The sequence below is a fragment of the Streptomyces sp. NPDC058284 genome (genome assembly GCF_042881135.1).
In the GTDB taxonomy this organism is placed as follows: domain Bacteria; phylum Actinomycetota; class Actinomycetes; order Streptomycetales; family Streptomycetaceae; genus Streptomyces.
This window is the reverse complement of sequence record NZ_JBHVYE010000005.1, coordinates 163,976-181,521: the sequence shown is the minus strand read 5'-3', so window position 1 is coordinate 181,521 and position 17,546 is coordinate 163,976. Positions and strand designations below refer to the sequence as shown.

18 protein-coding genes and 4 tRNA genes are annotated in these 17,546 nt (G+C 71.7%); 8 read left to right on the top strand and 14 right to left on the bottom strand.

All coding sequences use genetic code 11. The features are described 5' to 3' along the window. The first annotated feature begins 44 nt into the window (after window positions 1-44). Complete coding sequence (locus ACFVYR_RS10165) at window positions 45-3,098, top strand: BTAD domain-containing putative transcriptional regulator (RefSeq protein ID WP_384249959.1); 3,054 nt, start codon at window positions 45-47, stop codon at window positions 3,096-3,098. A 35-nt stretch (window positions 3,099-3,133) separates the two neighbouring features. Further along, the gene (locus ACFVYR_RS10160; RefSeq protein WP_384249956.1) at window positions 3,134-4,423 is read left to right on the top strand and encodes an FAD-dependent monooxygenase; all 1,290 of its coding nucleotides are present in this window, start codon (window positions 3,134-3,136) and stop codon (window positions 4,421-4,423) included. Here the strand turns inward: ACFVYR_RS10160 and thiD are convergent. Together thiD and ACFVYR_RS10150 are read right to left on the bottom strand one after the other, a co-directional pair. Further along, on the bottom strand, window positions 4,396-5,190 hold the full coding sequence (gene thiD / locus ACFVYR_RS10155) for a bifunctional hydroxymethylpyrimidine kinase/phosphomethylpyrimidine kinase (protein ID WP_384249953.1): 795 nt from the start codon (window positions 5,188-5,190) through the stop codon (window positions 4,396-4,398). The two genes, ACFVYR_RS10160 and thiD, sit on opposite strands and share 28 nt — an antisense overlap. Further along, on the bottom strand, window positions 5,187-6,155 hold the full coding sequence (locus ACFVYR_RS10150; protein WP_384249951.1) for a thiamine-phosphate kinase: 969 nt from the start codon (window positions 6,153-6,155) through the stop codon (window positions 5,187-5,189). The genes thiD and ACFVYR_RS10150 overlap by 4 nt, the downstream gene beginning before the upstream one ends. A gap of 209 nt (window positions 6,156-6,364) precedes the next feature. Here ACFVYR_RS10150 and ACFVYR_RS10145 point away from each other — a divergent pair, with 209 nt between their 5' ends. Continuing rightward, window positions 6,365-6,598, top strand: coding sequence for an Lrp/AsnC family transcriptional regulator (locus ACFVYR_RS10145; RefSeq protein WP_055698135.1), 234 nt, complete (start codon window positions 6,365-6,367; stop codon window positions 6,596-6,598). Window positions 6,599-6,618: 20 nt separating this feature from the next. Beyond that, window positions 6,619-7,116 (top strand): DUF3515 domain-containing protein, encoded by a 498-nt coding sequence (locus ACFVYR_RS10140; protein ID WP_384249947.1) that lies wholly within the window; start codon window positions 6,619-6,621, stop codon window positions 7,114-7,116. A gap of 55 nt (window positions 7,117-7,171) precedes the next feature. Here the strand turns inward: ACFVYR_RS10140 and ACFVYR_RS10135 are convergent, their stop codons facing one another. From ACFVYR_RS10135 to ACFVYR_RS10125, 3 genes are read right to left on the bottom strand one after another with little or no spacing between them, the layout of a single operon-like run. Continuing rightward, window positions 7,172-8,353: a D-alanine--D-alanine ligase family protein gene (locus ACFVYR_RS10135; RefSeq protein WP_384249944.1), complete on the bottom strand. Its 1,182-nt coding sequence runs from the start codon at window positions 8,351-8,353 to the stop codon at window positions 7,172-7,174. Between the two features lie 46 nt (window positions 8,354-8,399). Beyond that, complete coding sequence (locus tag ACFVYR_RS10130; RefSeq protein ID WP_384249941.1) at window positions 8,400-9,428, bottom strand: NAD(P)H-dependent glycerol-3-phosphate dehydrogenase; 1,029 nt, start codon at window positions 9,426-9,428, stop codon at window positions 8,400-8,402. Further along, window positions 9,425-10,207 carry a lysophospholipid acyltransferase family protein gene (locus ACFVYR_RS10125; RefSeq protein ID WP_384249939.1) on the bottom strand — a complete coding sequence of 261 codons (783 nt, stop codon included), beginning with the start codon at window positions 10,205-10,207 and terminating at the stop codon, window positions 9,425-9,427. The genes ACFVYR_RS10130 and ACFVYR_RS10125 overlap by 4 nt, the downstream gene beginning before the upstream one ends. Window positions 10,208-10,405: 198 nt before the next feature. Here ACFVYR_RS10125 and cofC point away from each other — a divergent pair, with 198 nt between their 5' ends. Further along, entirely contained in the window at window positions 10,406-11,041 is a 636-nt protein-coding gene (gene cofC, locus ACFVYR_RS10120; RefSeq protein ID WP_384249935.1) for a 2-phospho-L-lactate guanylyltransferase, read from the top strand. Between the two features lie 14 nt (window positions 11,042-11,055). Further along, entirely contained in the window at window positions 11,056-11,259 is a 204-nt protein-coding gene (locus ACFVYR_RS10115; RefSeq protein ID WP_384249933.1) for a hypothetical protein, read from the top strand. A 96-nt stretch (window positions 11,260-11,355) separates the two neighbouring features. On the opposite strand, the gene ACFVYR_RS10110 is transcribed toward ACFVYR_RS10115, so the two are convergent. From ACFVYR_RS10110 to leuC, 4 genes are all read right to left on the bottom strand, one after another. Further along, window positions 11,356-12,060, bottom strand: coding sequence for an HU family DNA-binding protein (locus ACFVYR_RS10110; protein WP_384249929.1), 705 nt, complete (start codon window positions 12,058-12,060; stop codon window positions 11,356-11,358). A 161-nt stretch (window positions 12,061-12,221) separates the two neighbouring features. After that, window positions 12,222-12,458 (bottom strand): hypothetical protein, encoded by a 237-nt coding sequence (locus ACFVYR_RS10105; RefSeq protein ID WP_055564463.1) that lies wholly within the window; start codon window positions 12,456-12,458, stop codon window positions 12,222-12,224. A 268-nt stretch (window positions 12,459-12,726) separates the two neighbouring features. Next, complete coding sequence (leuD, locus tag ACFVYR_RS10100; RefSeq protein WP_384249927.1) at window positions 12,727-13,320, bottom strand: 3-isopropylmalate dehydratase small subunit; 594 nt, start codon at window positions 13,318-13,320, stop codon at window positions 12,727-12,729. 5 nt (window positions 13,321-13,325) lie between these two features. Next, window positions 13,326-14,750, bottom strand: coding sequence for a 3-isopropylmalate dehydratase large subunit (leuC, locus tag ACFVYR_RS10095; RefSeq protein ID WP_384249925.1), 1,425 nt, complete (start codon window positions 14,748-14,750; stop codon window positions 13,326-13,328). A 180-nt stretch (window positions 14,751-14,930) separates the two neighbouring features. On the opposite strand from leuC, the gene ndgR reads away from it, so the two are divergent. Beyond that, entirely contained in the window at window positions 14,931-15,650 is a 720-nt protein-coding gene (gene ndgR / locus ACFVYR_RS10090; protein WP_055564460.1) for an IclR family transcriptional regulator NdgR, read from the top strand. A 135-nt stretch (window positions 15,651-15,785) separates the two neighbouring features. On the opposite strand, the gene ACFVYR_RS10085 is transcribed toward ndgR, so the two are convergent. Beyond that, window positions 15,786-16,271, bottom strand: coding sequence for a DUF4188 domain-containing protein (locus tag ACFVYR_RS10085; RefSeq protein WP_384249921.1), 486 nt, complete (start codon window positions 16,269-16,271; stop codon window positions 15,786-15,788). 116 nt (window positions 16,272-16,387) lie between these two features. Between ACFVYR_RS10085 and ACFVYR_RS10080 the strand changes: the two genes are divergently transcribed. Then, a complete protein-coding gene (locus ACFVYR_RS10080) occupies window positions 16,388-17,044 on the top strand; it encodes a MerR family transcriptional regulator (protein ID WP_384249919.1) in 657 nt (218 codons plus the stop codon). A gap of 42 nt (window positions 17,045-17,086) precedes the next feature. Here the strand turns inward: ACFVYR_RS10080 and ACFVYR_RS10075 are convergent. The 4 genes from ACFVYR_RS10075 to ACFVYR_RS10060 form a co-directional block, all read right to left on the bottom strand. Beyond that, window positions 17,087-17,159 (bottom strand) — tRNA-Glu (locus ACFVYR_RS10075). Window positions 17,160-17,213: 54 nt separating this feature from the next. Then, window positions 17,214-17,285 (bottom strand) — tRNA-Gln (locus ACFVYR_RS10070). 31 nt (window positions 17,286-17,316) lie between these two features. Further along, a tRNA-Glu gene (locus tag ACFVYR_RS10065) sits at window positions 17,317-17,389 on the bottom strand. Between the two features lie 62 nt (window positions 17,390-17,451). After that, a tRNA-Glu gene (locus ACFVYR_RS10060) sits at window positions 17,452-17,524 on the bottom strand. Between the last annotated feature and the right edge of the window lie 22 nt (window positions 17,525-17,546).

Sequence of the window (17,546 nt, the reverse complement as noted above, 5' to 3'; positions counted from 1 at the left end):
TCCGACCGCCCACGCGCGCGTAGCGGCCTGCCAGACTCTGCCGGATGCGCTTCGGCATCCTCGGCCCCCTAGACGTACGCTCCCCCGACGGCGCCCCACTGGACCCCGGTGGGCCGCGCCCCCGTGCCCTGCTCACCCTGCTGCTCCTGGACCCGGGCCGCACGGTGTCGCCGGCGGCGCTGGCCGACGGGCTCTACGGCGACGAGCCGCCCGCCGGTGCGGCGAACGCGCTCCAGTCCCAGGTATCCCGGCTGCGCAAACGGCTCGGCCTCGCCATCGAAGCCACCCCCGCCGGCTACCGCCTCGCCGTCCACCCCGACGACGTCGACCTGCACCGCTTCGAGCGGCTGGCCCGTGAGGGACGCGAGGCCCTCGGCTCCGGGGACCCCGCGCGGGCCGCGGGTCTCCTGCGGGAGGCGCTCGGCCTGTGGCGTGGGGCCGCCCTCGCCGAGCTGCCGGACGCCCCTCCCCTCGCCACTCGCCTGGAGGAGACACGCCTGGCCGCCGTGCAGGACCGCCTCGACGCGGACCTCGCGCTGGGCGGCGGGGCCGAACTCGTGCCCGAGGTCCGCGGGCTGCTCGCCGACCACCCCCTGAGCGAGCGGCTGCACGGCCAGCTGATGCGGGCCCTGCACGCGGACGGCAGGCCCGCGGAGGCGCTCGCCGCCTACGAGGAGGCGCGCCGCGTCCTCGCGGACGAGCTCGGCACCGATCCCTCCGCCGAGCTGTCCGCGCTCCACCTGGAACTGCTCCAGGGCCGGGAGCCCGCACGGCAGCGGGGCGTGCCCGCGCAGCTGACGCGGTTAATCGGGCGGGCCGACGAGCTCACGCGGATCGGCGCCCTGCTCACCGAGGCACGGCTCGTGACCCTCACGGGTCCCGGCGGGGCGGGCAAGACGCGGCTCGCGATCGAAGCGGCCCGCGCGCTGCCCGACGTCTGCTTCGTGGAGCTGGCCCCGCTCGCCGACGCCTCCGGAGTGACGTACGCGATCCTCACCGCGCTCGGGGTGCGCGACGGCTTCCACAGCCAGGGCGGCGACGCCACGGAGCGGCTGCTCACGGCGCTGCACGGCCGCGAGCTGCTGCTCGTCCTGGACAACTGCGAGCACCTCGTGGACGAGGCGGCGCGGGTCACGGGGCTGCTGCTCGGGGCCTGCCCCGGCGTGCGGGTGCTCGCCACCGGCAGGGAGGCGCTCGGGATCACGGGCGAGGTCCTGTGGCCGGTGCCGCCGCTGGGGGCCGGGCCCGCCGCCCTGCTCTTCGCGGACCGGGCGGCCGCCGTGCGGCCGGACCTCGCGGGCCCGGCAGACGAGCACGCCCGGCGCCTGACCGACGGGATATGCGCGGCGCTCGACGGTCTGCCGCTGGCGATCGAGCTGGCCGCGGCCCGCCTGCGCACCCTCACCCTGGACGAGCTGGCGGCCCGCCTCGGCGACCGCTTCCGGCTGCTCTCGCGCGGGGACCGGACGAAGGCGCCCCGGCACCGCACCCTGCACGCGGTCGTGGAGTGGAGCTGGGAGCTGCTCGACGACGAGGAGCAGGAGCTTGCCCGACGGCTGACCGTGTTTTCCGGAGGGGCCACCTGTGACGCGGTGGAGGCCATGTGCGGCATCCCCTGTCCGGAGGACCTCCTCGCCTCCCTCGTGGAGAAGTCGTTCCTCGGCGTGACCGACGGGCGCTACGGCATGCTGCGGACCATCCACGCCTTCTGCGCCGAGCAGCTGGCGGGGGCGGGTGAGGAGAGTCGCCTGCGGGCCGCGCACGCCCAGTACTTCCTGCGGCTGGCCGAGGCGGCCGAGCCCCGGCTGCGCGGCGGCGAGCAGCTGCCCTGGCTCGCGGCGCTCGACGCCGAGCGAATGAATGTGGACGCGGCGCTGCGCCACCTGACCCGCACCGCGCCGCACGACGGGCTGCGGATGATGGCCGCGCTCTCCTGGTTCTGGCGGCTGCGCGGCCGCTACGGGGAGCGGACGGAGCTCGCCGTCGACCTGCTGGAGGCGGTGGGCCCGCAGCCGCCGGCAGGCCTGTACGAGGAGTACGTCCTCTGTCTGATCAACACGATCGCGGGGGACGGCGACGACCCGGCCGAACCGGACCGCCTCGCGCGCGCGGACAGCCTGTTCGCCGCTCTTCCCGGTCCGCTGAGGCTGCCCCACATGGTGGTGCTCTGGTCGATCGCGGGCGGTCCAGCACGCGCCATGCGGGACGAGGCGCGGGAGCAGGTCGACGGCCATCCCTGGGGAGTGGCTCTCCTCGGCCTCGGGGAGGGTTTCCAGGAGCTGTTCGCGGGCCGCGCCGAAGCAGCCGAGGCGGCCTTCACGCGGGCATTGGAGGGCTTTCGGATCACGGGTGACCGTTGGGGCATGGCCAACTGCCTGGACCCGTTGGGCATGTTCGCCGACTGGCGCGGTGAGCGGGAGCGTGCCCTGGAGCTGCTCGACGAAGGCCTGGTGCACGTGGCGGAGTTGGCGGCGCCCGAGGAGGCCGCGGACCTGCTGCACCGGCGCGCCACCGTCCTGCTGCACCGCGGCGATCTCGAGGGGGCCGCCGCCCAGTACGCGCACTCCGCCGCGCTCGCCCGCACGGTCGGCGTCCCCGACAAGGTGGCGGCCGCGCGGCGCGGGCTAGGGGACGTGGCCCGGCTGTCCGGCGACCCGGCACGCGCGCGTGAGCACTATGCGGCGGCTCTTCAGGAGTGCGCCGCCAACTGGTTCAGCCTCGGGCAGAGCGTACGGATCCTGATCGGCCTCGGCCGCGCCGCGCTCGCCGAGTCGCGCACGGAGGAGGCCGCCGACTGGTTCGAGCAGGCCCGGGCGCTGTCCTGCGGGGCGGAGCCCTCTACGCGCCTCGGTGCGCGGGTCTCGGACGCCGGTGAACTGGCCGAGGTGGCCGAGGCGTTGGCGGCCGTCGCGGCGTCCCCCGAGGACGCGGCCCGGCTGCTCGGCGCCGCGCACGGCCTGCGCGGCCTGTCGATCGCCGGTGATCCCGACGTCGTACGGGTCGAGGAGGCGGCTCGCGCGCGGCTCTCCCCGGGGGCGTACGACAAGGCCTTCGGGCAGGGGCGGCGCCTGCGGTCGGCGGCGGTCAGGGAACGGTAGGCGGGCGGTCAGCGGCTGCCCCGATGCTTCCCGGCATGACGAACCGGAACGCAGACCCCAATCCGAGCCCCACGCCCCTCTCCCACCTCGACGTCCTGATCTCCGGCGCCAGCGTCGCGGGCCCCGCGCTCGCCCTCTGGCTGGCCCGCTACGGGGCCCGCGTCACCGTCCTGGAGAAGGCGCCCGCCCTGCGCGAGGGCGGCTTCGCCGTCGACTTCCGGGGCGAGACGCACCGCACCGTGCTGCGCCGCATGGGCATCTGGGACGAGGTCCACCGCCGCCAGACGCACATGGGCCGCCAGATCGTCGTGGAGGCCGACGACAAGGAGCGGTTCGATCTGCCCGCCTTCTTCATGAGCGGCGACGTGGAGATCTTCCGCGGCGATCTGTCCAAGATCCTCTTCGAGCGCACCGAGGACCGGGTGGAGTACGTCTTCGGGGACTCCGTCGCCTCGCTGACCGAGGACTCCGAAGGCGTCGACGTGACCTTCGACCGCGGTGCTCCGCGCCGCTTCGACATCGTCGTCGGCGCCGACGGGTTGCACTCCCACACCCGCCGTCTGGTCTTCGGCGACGAGTCGCGCCACCTGCGGTTCCTCGGCTACTACGTGGCGTGCTTCGGCGTCCCCAACCACCTCGGCCTCGACCGCACCGCCCGCATCTACAGCGAGCCGGGCCGCACCCTGATGCTCAACAACTACGACGGCGATCCCGCCAGGGCGGGCGCGGCCCTGTTCTTCAGGTCCGACCGGCTCGACTACGACCGGCACGACACCGCGCAGCAGAAGAAGCTCATCGCGGACCGGTACGCGGGCCTGGCCTACCGGCACGCCGCCACGGCCCTGGAAGGCCTTGAGAACGCCGAGGACCTGTACTTCGACGCCATCGCGCAGATCCACCTCGACCGGCTCCACCGCGGTCGTGTGGTGCTGCTCGGCGACGCCGGGTGCGGCGCGACGATGGGCGGCATGGGGACGGGCACCGCGCTGGTCTCCGCGTACGTCCTGGCCGGTGAGCTCGCGGCGGCGCGGGGCGACCACCGGGCCGGCTTCGCCGCGTACGAGGCGGAGATCCTCGCCTACGCCAGGGGCTGCCAGAAGTCCTCGGCCAACGCCGGTGCCTTCCTCGCCCCGGCGACCGAGAGGAAGATCCGCAGCCGCGACCGGGCGTACCGCGTGCTCGGCTCACGCCTGCTCGCGGGCCTCTTCAAGAGGCTGACGGAAAGGACCGCGAGCGACCTCGTCCTCAAGGACTACGCGAACCAGGACCGCGCCGACCAGTACCGCGCCGACCAGGACTACACCTCCCTGAACCGCCAACCGTGATCCACCGGGCCTATCCCGCCGCCGAGCGCGAATCCGGCGGCGATCGCCCCGGTGACGTACTCCTTGGCGGCCAGCACGGCCTCCGGGACGCCGTCCCCCATCGCGAGGCGCGACGCTATCGCGCTGGCGAGGGTGCAGCCCGTGCCGTGCGTGTGCCGGTTGTCGTGGCGCGGCGCGCGCAGGACGTGCTCCTCGGAGCCGTCGGTGAGGAGGTCGACGGCGTCGCCGCTGAGATGGCCGCCCTTGATGAGCACCCACTTCGGTCCGTACGCGAGGACGGCGGCCGCCGCGCGCCGCAGGCCGTCCTCTGATTCGACCGCGACACCGGTGAGTTGGGCCACCTCGTCGAGGTTGGGCGTCGCGACCGTGGCGGCCGGCAGCAGCCTGGTGCGTACCGAGTCGAGCGCGGAGGCGGCGAGCAGCGGGTCGCCGTGCTTGGAGACGCCGACCGGGTCGACGACCGTCGGGGCATCCGTGCCCGCGAGCAACTCGGCGACCGCCTCGACCAGTTCCGCCGACGCGAGCATGCCGGTCTTCACGGCCTGCACGCCGATGTCGTCGACGACGCTGCGGTACTGCGCCCGCACCGCGTCGACCGGGAGCTCCCAGGCCCCCTGCACGCCCAGGGAGTTCTGCGCGGTGACGGCCGTGATGACGCTCATGCCGTGGGCCCCGAGGGCGAGCATCGTCTTCAGGTCGGCCTGGATGCCCGCGCCGCCGCCGGAGTCGGATCCGGCGACGGTGAGGACCCGCGGCGGGGCGGTCACTCGGCGTCCCCGTCGTCCCCGAAGTGGTCCCAGCCCTTGCCGGCCCAGGGCGCGCCGTCGACGGTCACCTGGGGCAGCGCCGAGGGGTTGAGAACCTCGCCGATGACCTTCCAGCGGGCGGGCAGCTTCACGTCGGGCGGGAAGGTCGCCACGATCGCGTGGTCCTCGCCGCCGTTGAGCACCCACTGCAGCGGGTCGACGCCGACGGCCTGGCCGATGTCGTTCATCTGCGTGGGCACGTCGACGTCTCCGGAGCGGACGTCGATGCGTACCTTGCTGGACTCGGCGATGTGCCCGAGGTCGGCGATCAGGCCGTCGCTGACGTCCGTCATGGAGGTCGCGCCGAGGCCGGCCGCCGCGGGTCCCGCGTGGTAGGGCGGCTCGGGCCTGCGGTGGGCCTCCACGAAGGCGCGCGGTGAGCGGAAGCCGCGGGAGAGCACCGCGTGCCCGGCCGCGGACCAGCCGAGCCAGCCCGTCACGGCGACGACGTCGCCGGGCTGCGCGCCCGCACGCGTGACGGGCTCGTGGTTGCGCAGGTCGCCGAGCGCGGTGATCGCGACGGTGATCGTGTCGCCGCGTACGACGTCGCCGCCCACGACGGCCGCGCCCGCTACCTGGCACTCGTCCCTGATGCCGTCCATCAGCTCGGCGGGCCAGCTCGCGGGGAGCTCGGCGGGCACGACCAGGCCGAGGAGGAGCGCGGTCGGCACGGCGCCCATGGCCGCGATGTCGGCGAGGTTCTGCGCGGCGGCCTTGCGGCCCACGTCGTACGCGGTGGACCAGTCCCGGCGGAAGTGCCGGCCCTCCAGGAGGATGTCGGTGCTCGCCACGACCCTGCGGTCCGGAGCGGACACGACCGCGGCGTCGTCGCCGGGGCCGAGCCGTACGGCCGGAGTGGAGGTGAGCCGCGAGGTGAGCTCTCTGATGAGCCCGAACTCCCCCAACTCGCCCACGGATCCCTTCACCGAGTCTCACCATGCCCTTTCACGCTGCCCGGCCCCCGGTCGCGAGCCGTGTCTGTCGTCGGTACGGTCGAGATGACCGTCAATTCTGCTGCCCGGCCCACCACGATGTGCGCGCCACAGGCCGCCCGGGTCTCCCCGTGGCGCGCGGCGACGCGGTACCGTGGCGTCCCTTCTCCCCACATGATCCTCGTGGCCGCCCTGGAGGTTCCGTGGTACAGGCGTACATCCTGATCCAAACAGAGGTCGGCAAGGCGTCGACCGTCGCCGAGCTGATCGGCAAGATCCCGGGAGTGATCCAGGCCGAGGACGTGACCGGACCCTACGATGTCATCGTGCGCGCCCAGGCGGACACGGTGGACGAACTCGGCCGCATGGTGGTCGCCAGGGTCCAGCAAGTGGACGGCATCACCCGAACCCTGACCTGCCCGGTCGTGCACTTGTAGCCCCCGTCTACCCTGGCCCGGTGAACTTCCCCCGTCTCCGGCGCCGCTGCCTCACCGGCACGTCCGCTCTCGCCCTGCTGATCACGGCGGTGGCCTGCTCAGCTACGGACGACGAGGCGTCGGTGGTGGTTCCTTCGCCGGCCGCGAAAGCCGCCGGTCTCTGCCGGGACCTGCACGAACAGCTTCCGAAGGAGATCGACGGGCGGGGGCGCACCGACCCGGGACCCAAGTCGGAGCTGACCGCCGGGTGGGGAGACCCGGCGATCATACTGCGCTGCGGTGTCCGGCGGCCCCCCGAGATGATCGACCCCGCCTACGCCCCGCAGAACGGCGTGAAAGTGAACGGCGTCGCCTGGCTCCTGCAGAAGCGGGACGACGGCTCGTACACCTTCACCACCGGGGCGCGGCTCGCGTACGTGGAAGTGACGCTGCCCAAGGAGCGGACGGGGGACGGCCTCGGCCCGCTCACGGACCTGGCCTCCCCCATCAAGAAGACGATCCCCACGGGCATCGCCTGAGCCCCAATCCGAGCCCCGGCCTGAGCCGGGTCCGCGCGGCCCCGCGCCCGCGGCGCTAGCGCAGGCCCGTGGAGCGGTTGAGGGCCGACTGGATGAGCCGGTCCACCAGCTCCGCGTAGCCGACGCCGCTCTTCTCCCACATCTGCGGGTACATCGAGATGGGCGTGAAGCCCGGCATCGTGTTGATCTCGTTGATGACGAACCGGCCGTCCTCGGTGAGGAAGAAGTCCGCCCGCACCAGGCCCTCGCAGGACGCCGCCTCGAACGCCTCGACGGCGAGCCGCTGGATCTCGGCGGTCTGCTCGGGCGTCAGCGGGGCCGGCACGATCCCGGGCGTCGAGTCGATGTACTTCGCCTCGAAGTCGTAGTAGTCGTGCGTCTGCACGGGCGGGATCTCGGCCGGGACGCTCGCGCGCGGGCCGTCCTCGAACTCCAGGACGCCGCACTCGATCTCACGGCCGCGCAGCAGCGCCTCGACCAGGATCTTCGGGTCGTGGCGCCGGGCCTCGGCGATCGCCTCGTCGAGGCCGTCGAAGGACTCGACCTTCGTGATGCCGATGGAGGAGCCCGCGCGCGCGGGCTTGATGAACAGCGGCCACCCGTGCTCGCCCGCGAAGTCCGCGATGCGCCTGCGGGCGCCCGCCTCGTCCTGCCGCCACTCGCGGGGCCGGACCACCAGGTACGGGCCGACGTTCAGCCCGAAGGAGGCGAACACCCGCTTCATGTAGTCCTTGTCCTGGCCGACGGCCGAGGCGAGGACGCCCGAGCCGACGTAGGGCACTCCGGAGAGTTCGAGCAGTCCCTGGAGGGTGCCGTCCTCTCCGTAGGGGCCGTGCAGCATCGGGAAGACGACGTCGACCTCGCCGAGCGCCTTGGGCACGGAGCCGGGCTCGCTGTAGACGACCTCGCGGTTGCCGGGGTCGAGCGGGAGGACGACGCCGCCCTCCACGGAGTCGGCGAGGTCGGTGACGTTCGGCATCTTGCGGTCGGCGATCGCCATCCGCTCGGGCTCGTCGGCGGTCAGCGCCCAACGGCCGTCCGTGGTGATGCCGATCGGCAGGACGTCGTACTTGGTGCGGTCGATGGCGCCGAGGATGGCGCCTGCCGTCACCACGGAGATGCCGTGCTCCGAGCTGCGGCCGCCGAACACGACGGCCACGCGCGGCTTGCGGAGCGGCTGCGCAGAGCTCGGCTCGGGGCGCGGCTCAGGGCTCTGGGGGAGGTTCTCGCTGCTCATATCGCGTTGAGGGTACCCGCTGGCCCGTGCGTAGTCAGTCGTGCCGTCAGCGTCGCTCGGGCTTGGCGCTGCGCGACATGAGGTCCTTGAGCGCGACCACCGGGGGCGTTCCCTCGTGCACGATGCCGACGACGGTCTCCGTGATCGGCATGTCGACGCCGTGCCTGCGGGCCAGATCCAGCACGGATTCGCAGGACTTGACGCCCTCGGCGGTCTGCTTGGTGACCGCGATGGTCTCCTGCAGGGTCATGCCCTTGCCGAGGTTGGTGCCGAAGGTGTGGTTGCGCGAGAGCGGCGACGAGCAGGTCGCCACCAGGTCGCCGAGGCCGGCGAGTCCGGAGAACGTCAGCGGGTCGGCGCCCATCGCGAGCCCGAGCCGGGTCGTCTCGGCGAGGCCGCGGGTGATGAGCGAGCCCTTGGCGTTGTCGCCGAGGCCCATGCCGTCCGCGATGCCGACGGCGAGCCCGATGACGTTCTTGACCGCGCCGCCGAGCTCGCAGCCGACCACGTCGGTGTTGGTGTACGGGCGGAAGTACGGGGTGTGGCAGGCCGTCTGGAGGCGTTGCGCGACGGCTTCGTCCCGGCAGGCGACGACGGCGGCGGCGGGCTGCCGCGCGGCGATCTCACGTGCGAGGTTGGGGCCCGTGACGACGGCGATCCGGTCGGCGGACACCTTGGTGACGTCCTCGACGACCTCGCTCATCCGCATCGCGGAGCCCAGTTCGACGCCCTTCATGAGAGAGACGACGACGGTCTCGGGGGCGAGCAGCGGCGCCCACTCCGCGAGGTTGCCGCGCAGCGTCTGCGACGGTACGGCGAGGACCGTGAAGTCGGCGTCCGCCGCGGCCTCGGCGGGGTCGGTGGTCGCCCGCAGGTTCTCGGGGAGTGCGACGCCGGGGAGGTAGTCCGGGTTGGTCCGCGTGGAGTTGACGGCGTCGACGAGTGCGGCGCGGCGGCCCCACAGGGTGACGTCGCAGCCCGCGTCGGCGAGCACCATGCCGAAGGCCGTACCCCAGGAGCCCGTTCCGAAGACGGCGGCCTTCACCCGGCCCGCCGAGTTCACGGGGTTCGTCACTTGCTGTCCTCCGGGGTGTTGTCCGCTGTGCCCTGCGCGGCGCCGCGGGCCGCTGCCTTGCGTCGTTGCTCCAGCCGGGCCCTGCGGGGGTCGTACGGCGTCTCGGGGGCCTTCTCGCCCCTCACTTCCTCAAGAAGTTCGGTGATCGCGGCCATGATGGTCTCGGTCACCTCCCGCAGCACGTCGGGCGTCGGCTCCTTGCCGTAGAAGCGCGACAGGTCGACGGGCGGCCCCGCCTTCACCTGGAGGGTCTTGCGCGGGAAGAAGGAGGGCTTCTTGCTGTACGGCGCCAGCGCGAGGTTGGCGCCCCACTGCGCGACGGGGATCACCGGGCACTGCGTCTTCAGGGCGACCCGCGCGGCCCCGGACTTGGCCGTCATCGGCCACATGTCGGGGTCCCTGGTGAGGGTGCCCTCGGGGTAGAAGGCGACGCACTCGCCGCGCTCGATGGCGTCGACCGCGGCCCGGAAGGCGTCGAGCGCGTTCGTCGTCTCGCGGTAGACCGGGATCTGCCCCGTGCCCTTCATGACCTTGGCGACGAAGCCGCGCTTGAAAAGGCCGTCCTTTGCCAGGAAACGCGGCACCCGTCCGGTGTTGTACTGGAAGTGGGCGTACGAGAACGGGTCGATATGGGAGTTGTGATTCACCGCGGTGATGAATCCCCCCTCGCCCGGAATGTGTTCCATTCCACGCCAGTCCCGCTTGAACAGAACCACCAGCGGCGGTTTTGCAATGACCGCCGCGAGGCGGTACCAGAAGCCGATTCTACGGCGGGACACTCGGACACCTTCCTCCATGAACCTGGTCGGCCGCACAAGTGTCGCCCCAGGCTGCCTGTCTGTCGAGAACACCGTACGCCCACCCGTCCCACGCCACCGCTCCTGTGCGGGAGCACCGCACACCACCCCCTTCGCGCTCCCCCGCGCCCCGTTCGCCCGGCAGGTCACAATGGGCGCGACGCGAAGGACGGAGCACCCGTGCAGTGGACCCTGGTCATCCCCCTGAAACCCTTGGCGCGCGCCAAGAGCAGGCTGGTTGCCGCCTCCGGTGAGGGGCTGCGCCCCGGCCTGGCCCTGGCGTTCGCGCAGGACACCGTGGCCGCCGCGCTGGCGTGCCCGGCGGTACGGGATGTGGCGGTCGTCACGGACGACGCCCTGGCGCGTCGCGAGCTCGCGGCGCTGGGCGCCCGGGTCGTGCCCGACGCCCCGGGAGGCGGCCTGAACGCCGCCCTGGCGCACGGGGCGGCCCTCGTGCGCGCCGAGCGGCCGAAGGCGCCCGTCGCGGCCCTGAACGCCGATCTGCCCGCGCTGCGTCCCATGGAATTGGCGCGGGCCCTGGACGGCGCCGCCGCATTTCCCCGCGCATTCATGCCGGACGCCGCCGGAATCGGGACGACACTGCTGTGCGCGACGCCGGGAAGTGAATTGCGTCCCGAGTTCGGAACGGCCTCGCGGGCCCGGCACTCGGCTTCCGGAGCCGTGGAACTCCCACTCGACGGCGTCGATTCCCTGCGCCAGGACGTGGATACCGGAGAAGACCTGCGGACCGCCCTCGTACTCGGCGTGGGTCCGCGCACCGCGGCGGCCGCGGCCCGGCTCCTCATCGCCGACTGAGTACGCTGCTCTCCATGCAGGCCACCGCGTACACGTACGACTCCGAGACCCGCAGCGGCAGCGTGCTGCTCGACGACGGCACCCCTGTGCCCTTCGACGCGCCCGCGTTCGACGCGGGCGGGCTGCGGCTGCTGCGGCCGGGGCAGCGGGTGCGGATCGAGGTCGACGGCGCGGGCGAGGCGCGCCGCATCACGCTGGTGACGCTCCAGACGTTCTGATCCATGGCCGTGAAGGTTTTTTGAGAGACCGGACACACGACGCGGGCCGGGCTCCCCCGTGGGAGCCCGGCCCGGCGCGTGAGTGCCCTCGTGCCCCTACTTCTTGCGGGCCGTGGTCTTCTTGGCGGTCGTCTTGCGCGTCGTGGCCTTCTTGGCGGGCGCGGTCTTCTTCGCGGTGGCCTTCGTGGCGGGCGCGGTCTTCTTCGCCGTGGCCTTCTTCGCCGCGGGCGTGGCCTTCTTGGCGGTGGTCTTCTTCGCCGCCGCCGGGGTGGCCTTCTTGGCCGTGGCCTTCGTGGCGGACTTCTTGGCGGTGGCCTTCTTCGCCGCGGCCTTCGTCGCCGTCGCCGTGGTCTTCTTGGCGGTGGTCTTCTTCGCCGCCGGCGTCGCCTTCTTGGCCGTGGCCTTCGTGGCGGACTTCTTGGCGGTGGCCTTCTTCGCCGCGGCCTTCTTGACCGTCGCCGAAGCGCCGCCGGACAGGCTGCCCTTGGGCGCCTTCTTGACCGCGACGTCGTTCTTGGGGAGCTTCTTCGAGCCGCTCACCAGGTCCTTGAAGCCCTGACCGGCGCGGAAACGCGGAACCGAGGTCTTCTTGACCCGCACGCGCTCCCCGGTCTGCGGGTTGCGGGCGTAACGGGCCGGGCGGTCGACCTTCTCGAACGAGCCGAACCCGGTGACCGAAACACGGTCCCCGCTGACAACGGCACGGACGACGGCGTCCAGGACCGCGTCGACGGCGTCGGCGGCCTGCTGACGGCCCCCCACCTTGTCGGCAATCGCTTCTACGAGCTGCGCCTTGTTCACGTCTTCCCCTTCGGAGACATTGCCGGGAGCGAAATACTCCGGCTTTTTCGCACGTTAGGCAGATATATACCGCAAATCAAACACGAAACGGGCTAATCACCCTTGTGCCGCAACGAAGTGGCCCATCTCGGAGTTCCGCGAAGGCCCGTTGAGGCTGCCGCTCAGCCGTCTTGGGGGAATCGGCCCTCGTCCGCTTCGTCGAGGGACGCCATCAATCGCTCCAGACGCCTTGCCGCATCGGCGAGATCGTGTTTGGCCGCGGCCGTAATGACCAGCAGCTTCCGGGTCAGCGCCATCCGTACGCCCTCCGGGACTTGCAGTGCGCGCACTCGTGAGTGCGCTTCCTTCAGTTGGTCCGCGACGAGCCCGTAGAGCTCGAGTTGGCTGTCACGTCCCATGCACCGATTGTGCCATCTGGGGCGAGTTGTCGCCTCCGCAGGGGGTAACTGCCGCCGTCCGCCGCCCTCCTGAGGGTACCCCGTCCTGCTGAGTACAAGGGGATTTCCAGCCTCTTCTTCCTTCCCGGCCAAGGGAGTTGAGACCACCCGTTCAGGCCATCGGGTACCCCGAAGAGGGCGCACGCAGACGTACCCCCAACCGTTCACGATTGGGGGTACGTCGGGGTGTTGCCGGATCCTGCGGGGTGTCGCGGGGTGTTGCGGGGTGTCAGACCCGCACGGTCCGCGGCTTGTACGAGGGCCGTCCCGTCTCGTACGCGGCGATGTCCGGCTCGTTCTGCAGCGTGATGCTGATGTCGTCCAGACCGTTCAGGAGCCGCCAGCGGGCGTTCTCGTCGAGTTCGAAGTCGGCGGTGACGCCCTGCGCGCGCACTTGGCGATCCCGCAGGTCAACGGTGACCTCGGCCTGCGGGTCGCGCTCCGTCAGCTCCCAGAGCGCGTCCACGACCTGCTGGTCGAGCACCACGGTGAGCAGGCCGTTCTTCAGCGAGTTGCCGCGGAAGATGTCGGCGAAGCGGGAGGAGATGACCGCCTTGAAGCCGAAGTTCTGCAGCGCCCAGACCGCGTGCTCGCGGGAGGATCCGGTGCCGAAGTCGGGTCCTGCCACCAGGACGGTGGCGCCCTGGCGCTCGGGCCGGTTGAGCACGAACTCCGGGTCCTTGCGCCAGGCCTCGAAGAGCCCGTCCTCGAAGCCGTCCCTGGTGACCTTCTTCAGCCAGTGGGCGGGGATGATCTGGTCGGTGTCGACGTTGCTGCGGCGCAGCGGAACGGCCCGGCCGGTGTGCGTGGTGAATGCTTCCATGGTTCTCAGACTCCGGCGGTCACGGGGGCGTCGGACAGGTCGGCGGGCGAGGCCAGGTGGCCGGTGACCGCGGTGGCGGCGGCGACCTGCGGGGAGACCAGGTGGGTACGGCCGCCCTTGCCCTGCCTGCCCTCGAAGTTGCGGTTCGACGTGGAGGCCGAGCGCTCGCCGGGAGCGAGTTGGTCGGGGTTCATGCCCAGGCACATCGAGCATCCCGCGTGCCGCCATTCGGCTCCGGCGGCGGTGAAGACCTTGTCCAGGCCCTCCTCGACGGCCTGCAGGGCGACCCTGACCGAGCCGGGGACGACCAGCATCCGTACGCCGTCGGCGACTTTGCGGCCCTCGACGACGGCGGCGGCCGCGCGCAGGTCCTCGATGCGTCCGTTGGTGCAGGAGCCTACGAAGACGGTGTCGACCTTGATGTCGCGCAGCGGCTGCCCGGCCGCCAACCCCATGTACTCAAGGGCCTTTTCGGCGGCGTAGCGCTCCGAAGCGTCTTCGTACGAAGCGGGGTCGGGGACGTTCGCCGAAAGGGGCGCTCCCTGGCCGGGGTTGGTGCCCCAGGTCACGAACGGGGCCAGCGAGGCGGCGTCGATGTAGACCTCGGCGTCGAAGACCGCGTCGTCGTCGGTCTTCAGGGTCTTCCAGTACGCCACCGCGGCGTCCCAGTCCTCGCCCTGCGGGGCGTGGGCGCGGCCCTCGATGTAGTCGAAGGTCGTCTTGTCCGGGGCGATCATCCCGGCGCGGGCGCCCGCCTCGATGGACATGTTGCAGATGGTCATGCGGGCCTCCATCGAGAGCTTCTCGATGGCGGAGCCGCGGTACTCCAGGACGTAGCCCTGGCCGCCGCCGGTGCCGATCTGCGCGATGATCGCGAGGATCAGGTCCTTGGCCGTGACGTCGTCGGGCAGTTCGCCGTCGACGGTGATGGCCATGGTCTTCGGCGGTGCCATGGGCAGCGTCTGGGTGGCGAGGACGTGCTCGACCTGGGAGGTGCCGATGCCGAACGCCAGCGCGCCGAAGGCGCCGTGGGTGGAGGTGTGCGAGTCGCCGCAGACCACCGTGGTGCCGGGCTGGGTCAGGCCGAGCTGCGGGCCCACCACGTGGACGACGCCCTGCTCGACGTCGCCCAGGGGGTGCAGGCGCACGCCGAACTCGGCGCAGTTCTTGCGCAGCGTCTCCAGCTGCGCCCGTGAGACCGGGTCGGCGATGGGCTTGTCGATGTCGAGGGTCGGGGTGTTGTGATCCTCGGTCGCGATGGTGAGGTCGAGCCGCCGCACCTGCCGGCCGGCCTGCCGGAGACCGTCGAAGGCCTGGGGGCTGGTCACCTCGTGCAGCAGGTGCAGATCGATGAAGAGGAGGTCGGGCTCGCCCTCGGCGCGCCGGACGACATGGTCGTCCCAGACCTTCTCCGCGAGTGTCCTACCCATCGCTTTCCCTCCGACCGGCCGCTTCGCCGGCCCAACTAGAGAATCCGTTCGCCGACGCGCGTACCCCTCGTGCCGCGCGTCGACCGCCGATCCGTTGGTCCGCGGATCGCTCGTACAGAGTGGCGCGTTCGCCGGAAAATTGAACTTGCGTTTCACAGAGTGAGACGCGAGTATCGACGCATGGACAACTCTAGCGGCGTAGGCGTTCTCGACAAGGCGGCCCTTGTCCTGAGCGCCCTGGAGTCCGGTCCGGCCACCCTCGCGGGCTTGGTCGCGGCCACCGGGCTCGCACGACCCACGGCCCACCGACTGGCCGTGGCCCTGGAACACCACCGGATGGTGGCGCGGGACATGCAGGGCCGTTTCATCCTCGGCCCGCGCCTGTCGGAGCTCGCGGCGGCGGCCGGCGAGGACCGCCTGCTGGCCACGGCGGGCCCCGTCCTGACCCATCTGCGCGACGTCACGGGCGAGAGCGCGCAGCTCTACCGCCGCCAGGGCGACATGCGCATCTGCGTGGCCGCGGCGGAGCGCCTCTCGGGCCTGCGCGACACCGTCCCGGTGGGCTCGACGCTCACGATGAAGGCGGGCTCGTCGGCGCAGATCCTGATGGCCTGGGAGGAGCCGGAGCGCCTGCACCGCGGCCTCCAGGGCGCCCGCTTCACGGCCACGGCCCTCTCGGGCGTACGCCGCCGGGGCTGGGCCCAGTCGATCGGCGAGCGCGAGCCGGGCGTCGCCTCCGTCTCCGCGCCCGTGCGGGGCCCCTCCAACCGCGTGGTCGCCGCCGTCTCGGTCTCCGGACCGATCGAGCGCCTGACCCGCCACCCGGGCCGCATGCACGCGCAGGCGGTCATCGACGCGGCGGGCCGCCTCTCCGAGGCCCTGCGCCGCTCCGGCGGCTGACGCCCACGGCGCCGGGAGCGTCGATCCACGCACAGCGCCGGAAGGAGCTGCCCCAACGCCGCGGCAGCTTCTTCCGGCGCTTTTCTCTGCCCCGGCCTTCGGCCTTTCCGTGCCCTGACCTTCGGCCGGTGGGCGTCAGACCGCCTTCAGGCGGTCGGCGGCCCGCTCCCCGCGACGGCCGACCGGGATCACACCGGTGGCCGCGGCCAGGCCGAACGGCGGCATGTTCACGTACACCGCCTCATGGGCGCCGGCCGGCACCACGTATGTCTCGTGCCAGAAGCCGACCTTCCCCCTGCCCTGCTTGAGGCGGCGGTTGAAGGCCGTCCACTCGGGCCGGTGCACCTTGTCCGGGGCCGCCGAGTAGGCAAGCAGCTTCTCCTGCGACTCCCAGTACTGGACCACGCACAGCACGCGCGGGGAGCCGAGGAGGAGTTGGTAGCCCAGCAGCCCGCTCTCCCGGTCCTTCGACAGCTCCTTGAGCATGCGCGGCATCGCGCGGAAGACGGGCAACCAGCTGCGGACCGCGCGGAAGCTGTTGATGCGCATCCCGATGTGGAAGATGACGACGCCTTCTTCCCTCTCGGCGGTCATGCGCCCTTCGATCGGCTTGTCGCTCATGGCCGTTCCTCCCTGCTGGAGCCTGGCACAACATTGGATAGTTCCGCTATCCATGCTTGGATAGTGTCACTCTCCAAAGAGGAGCGCAAGAGGGCGCAAGAGGAGGCACGAACCGAATGAGACTGGCGGAACTGAGCCGGCGCAGCGGGGTCCCCACGGCCACGATCAAGTACTACCTGCGCGAGGGGCTGCTCCCGCCGGGCCGGCGCGTGACGGCGACGCAGGCCGAGTACGACGACGCGCACCTCCAGCGGTTGCGGCTCGTGCGGGCGCTTGTCCAGGTGGGCCGGGTGCCGATCGCGTCGGCGCGCGAGGTGCTCACCGCGCTGGAGGACGACTCGCTGGACCACAACTCCCGTCTGGGGACGGCGGTCTGGGCTCTGCCGCACGGCCCGGAGTCCCCCGCGGACGACTCGCTCCAGGAGGCGGCGGGCCGGACGGTGGACGCTCTGCTGGAGCGCCTCGGCTGGCGGAACGCCCAGGGGTACGGAGCGGAGTCGCCGGCCTATCGGATGCTGGTGACCGCCGTGGGCACCCTGGCCCGGCTCGGATACCCGTGCGGCGTGGCGGACTTGGCGCCGTACGCGGACGCGGGGCGGCAACTGGCCGTGGCGGACCTGGACTTGATCGAGCGGTACGAGTCGCCGGACGAGCAGCTGGAGGCGGCGGTCGCGCTCACCGTGCTCTACGAGCCGGTCCTGCTGAGCCTGCGCCGCATGGCACAGGCCGAGGAGTCCGGCCGGCGTTACGGGCCGAAGGCACCGCGGGAATGACGAAAGGGCCCTCCCTCACGGGAAGGCCCTCTGTCGTTCTTGTACCCCCGACCGGATTCGAACCGGCGCTACCGCCTTGAGAGGGCGGCGTGCTAGGCCGCTACACAACGGGGGCGAGGATCTCGCGCCGCCACGTGCCACGTGACGGAGTCACAAAATCGATACTGCGCTGGGCTACCAGGACTCGAACCTAAACTAACGGAACCAGAAACCGTCGTGCTGCCAATTACACCATAGCCCAATGTGGTCTAGACCAAGTCTATGACCTACAGTACCCCCGACCGGATTCGAACCGGCGCTACCGCCTTGAGAGGGCGGCGTGCTAGGCCGCTACACAACGGGGGCCCTAGCGATCCTGCATCAGAAACAGTGGGTGCGACCCGATCTGTCCCCGCGGGAAGGATCTGTACCCCCGACCGGATTCGAACCGGCGCTACCGCCTTGAGAGGGCGGCGTGCTAGGCCGCTACACAACGGGGGCCTTGCGGATGCTGTGTCATTGA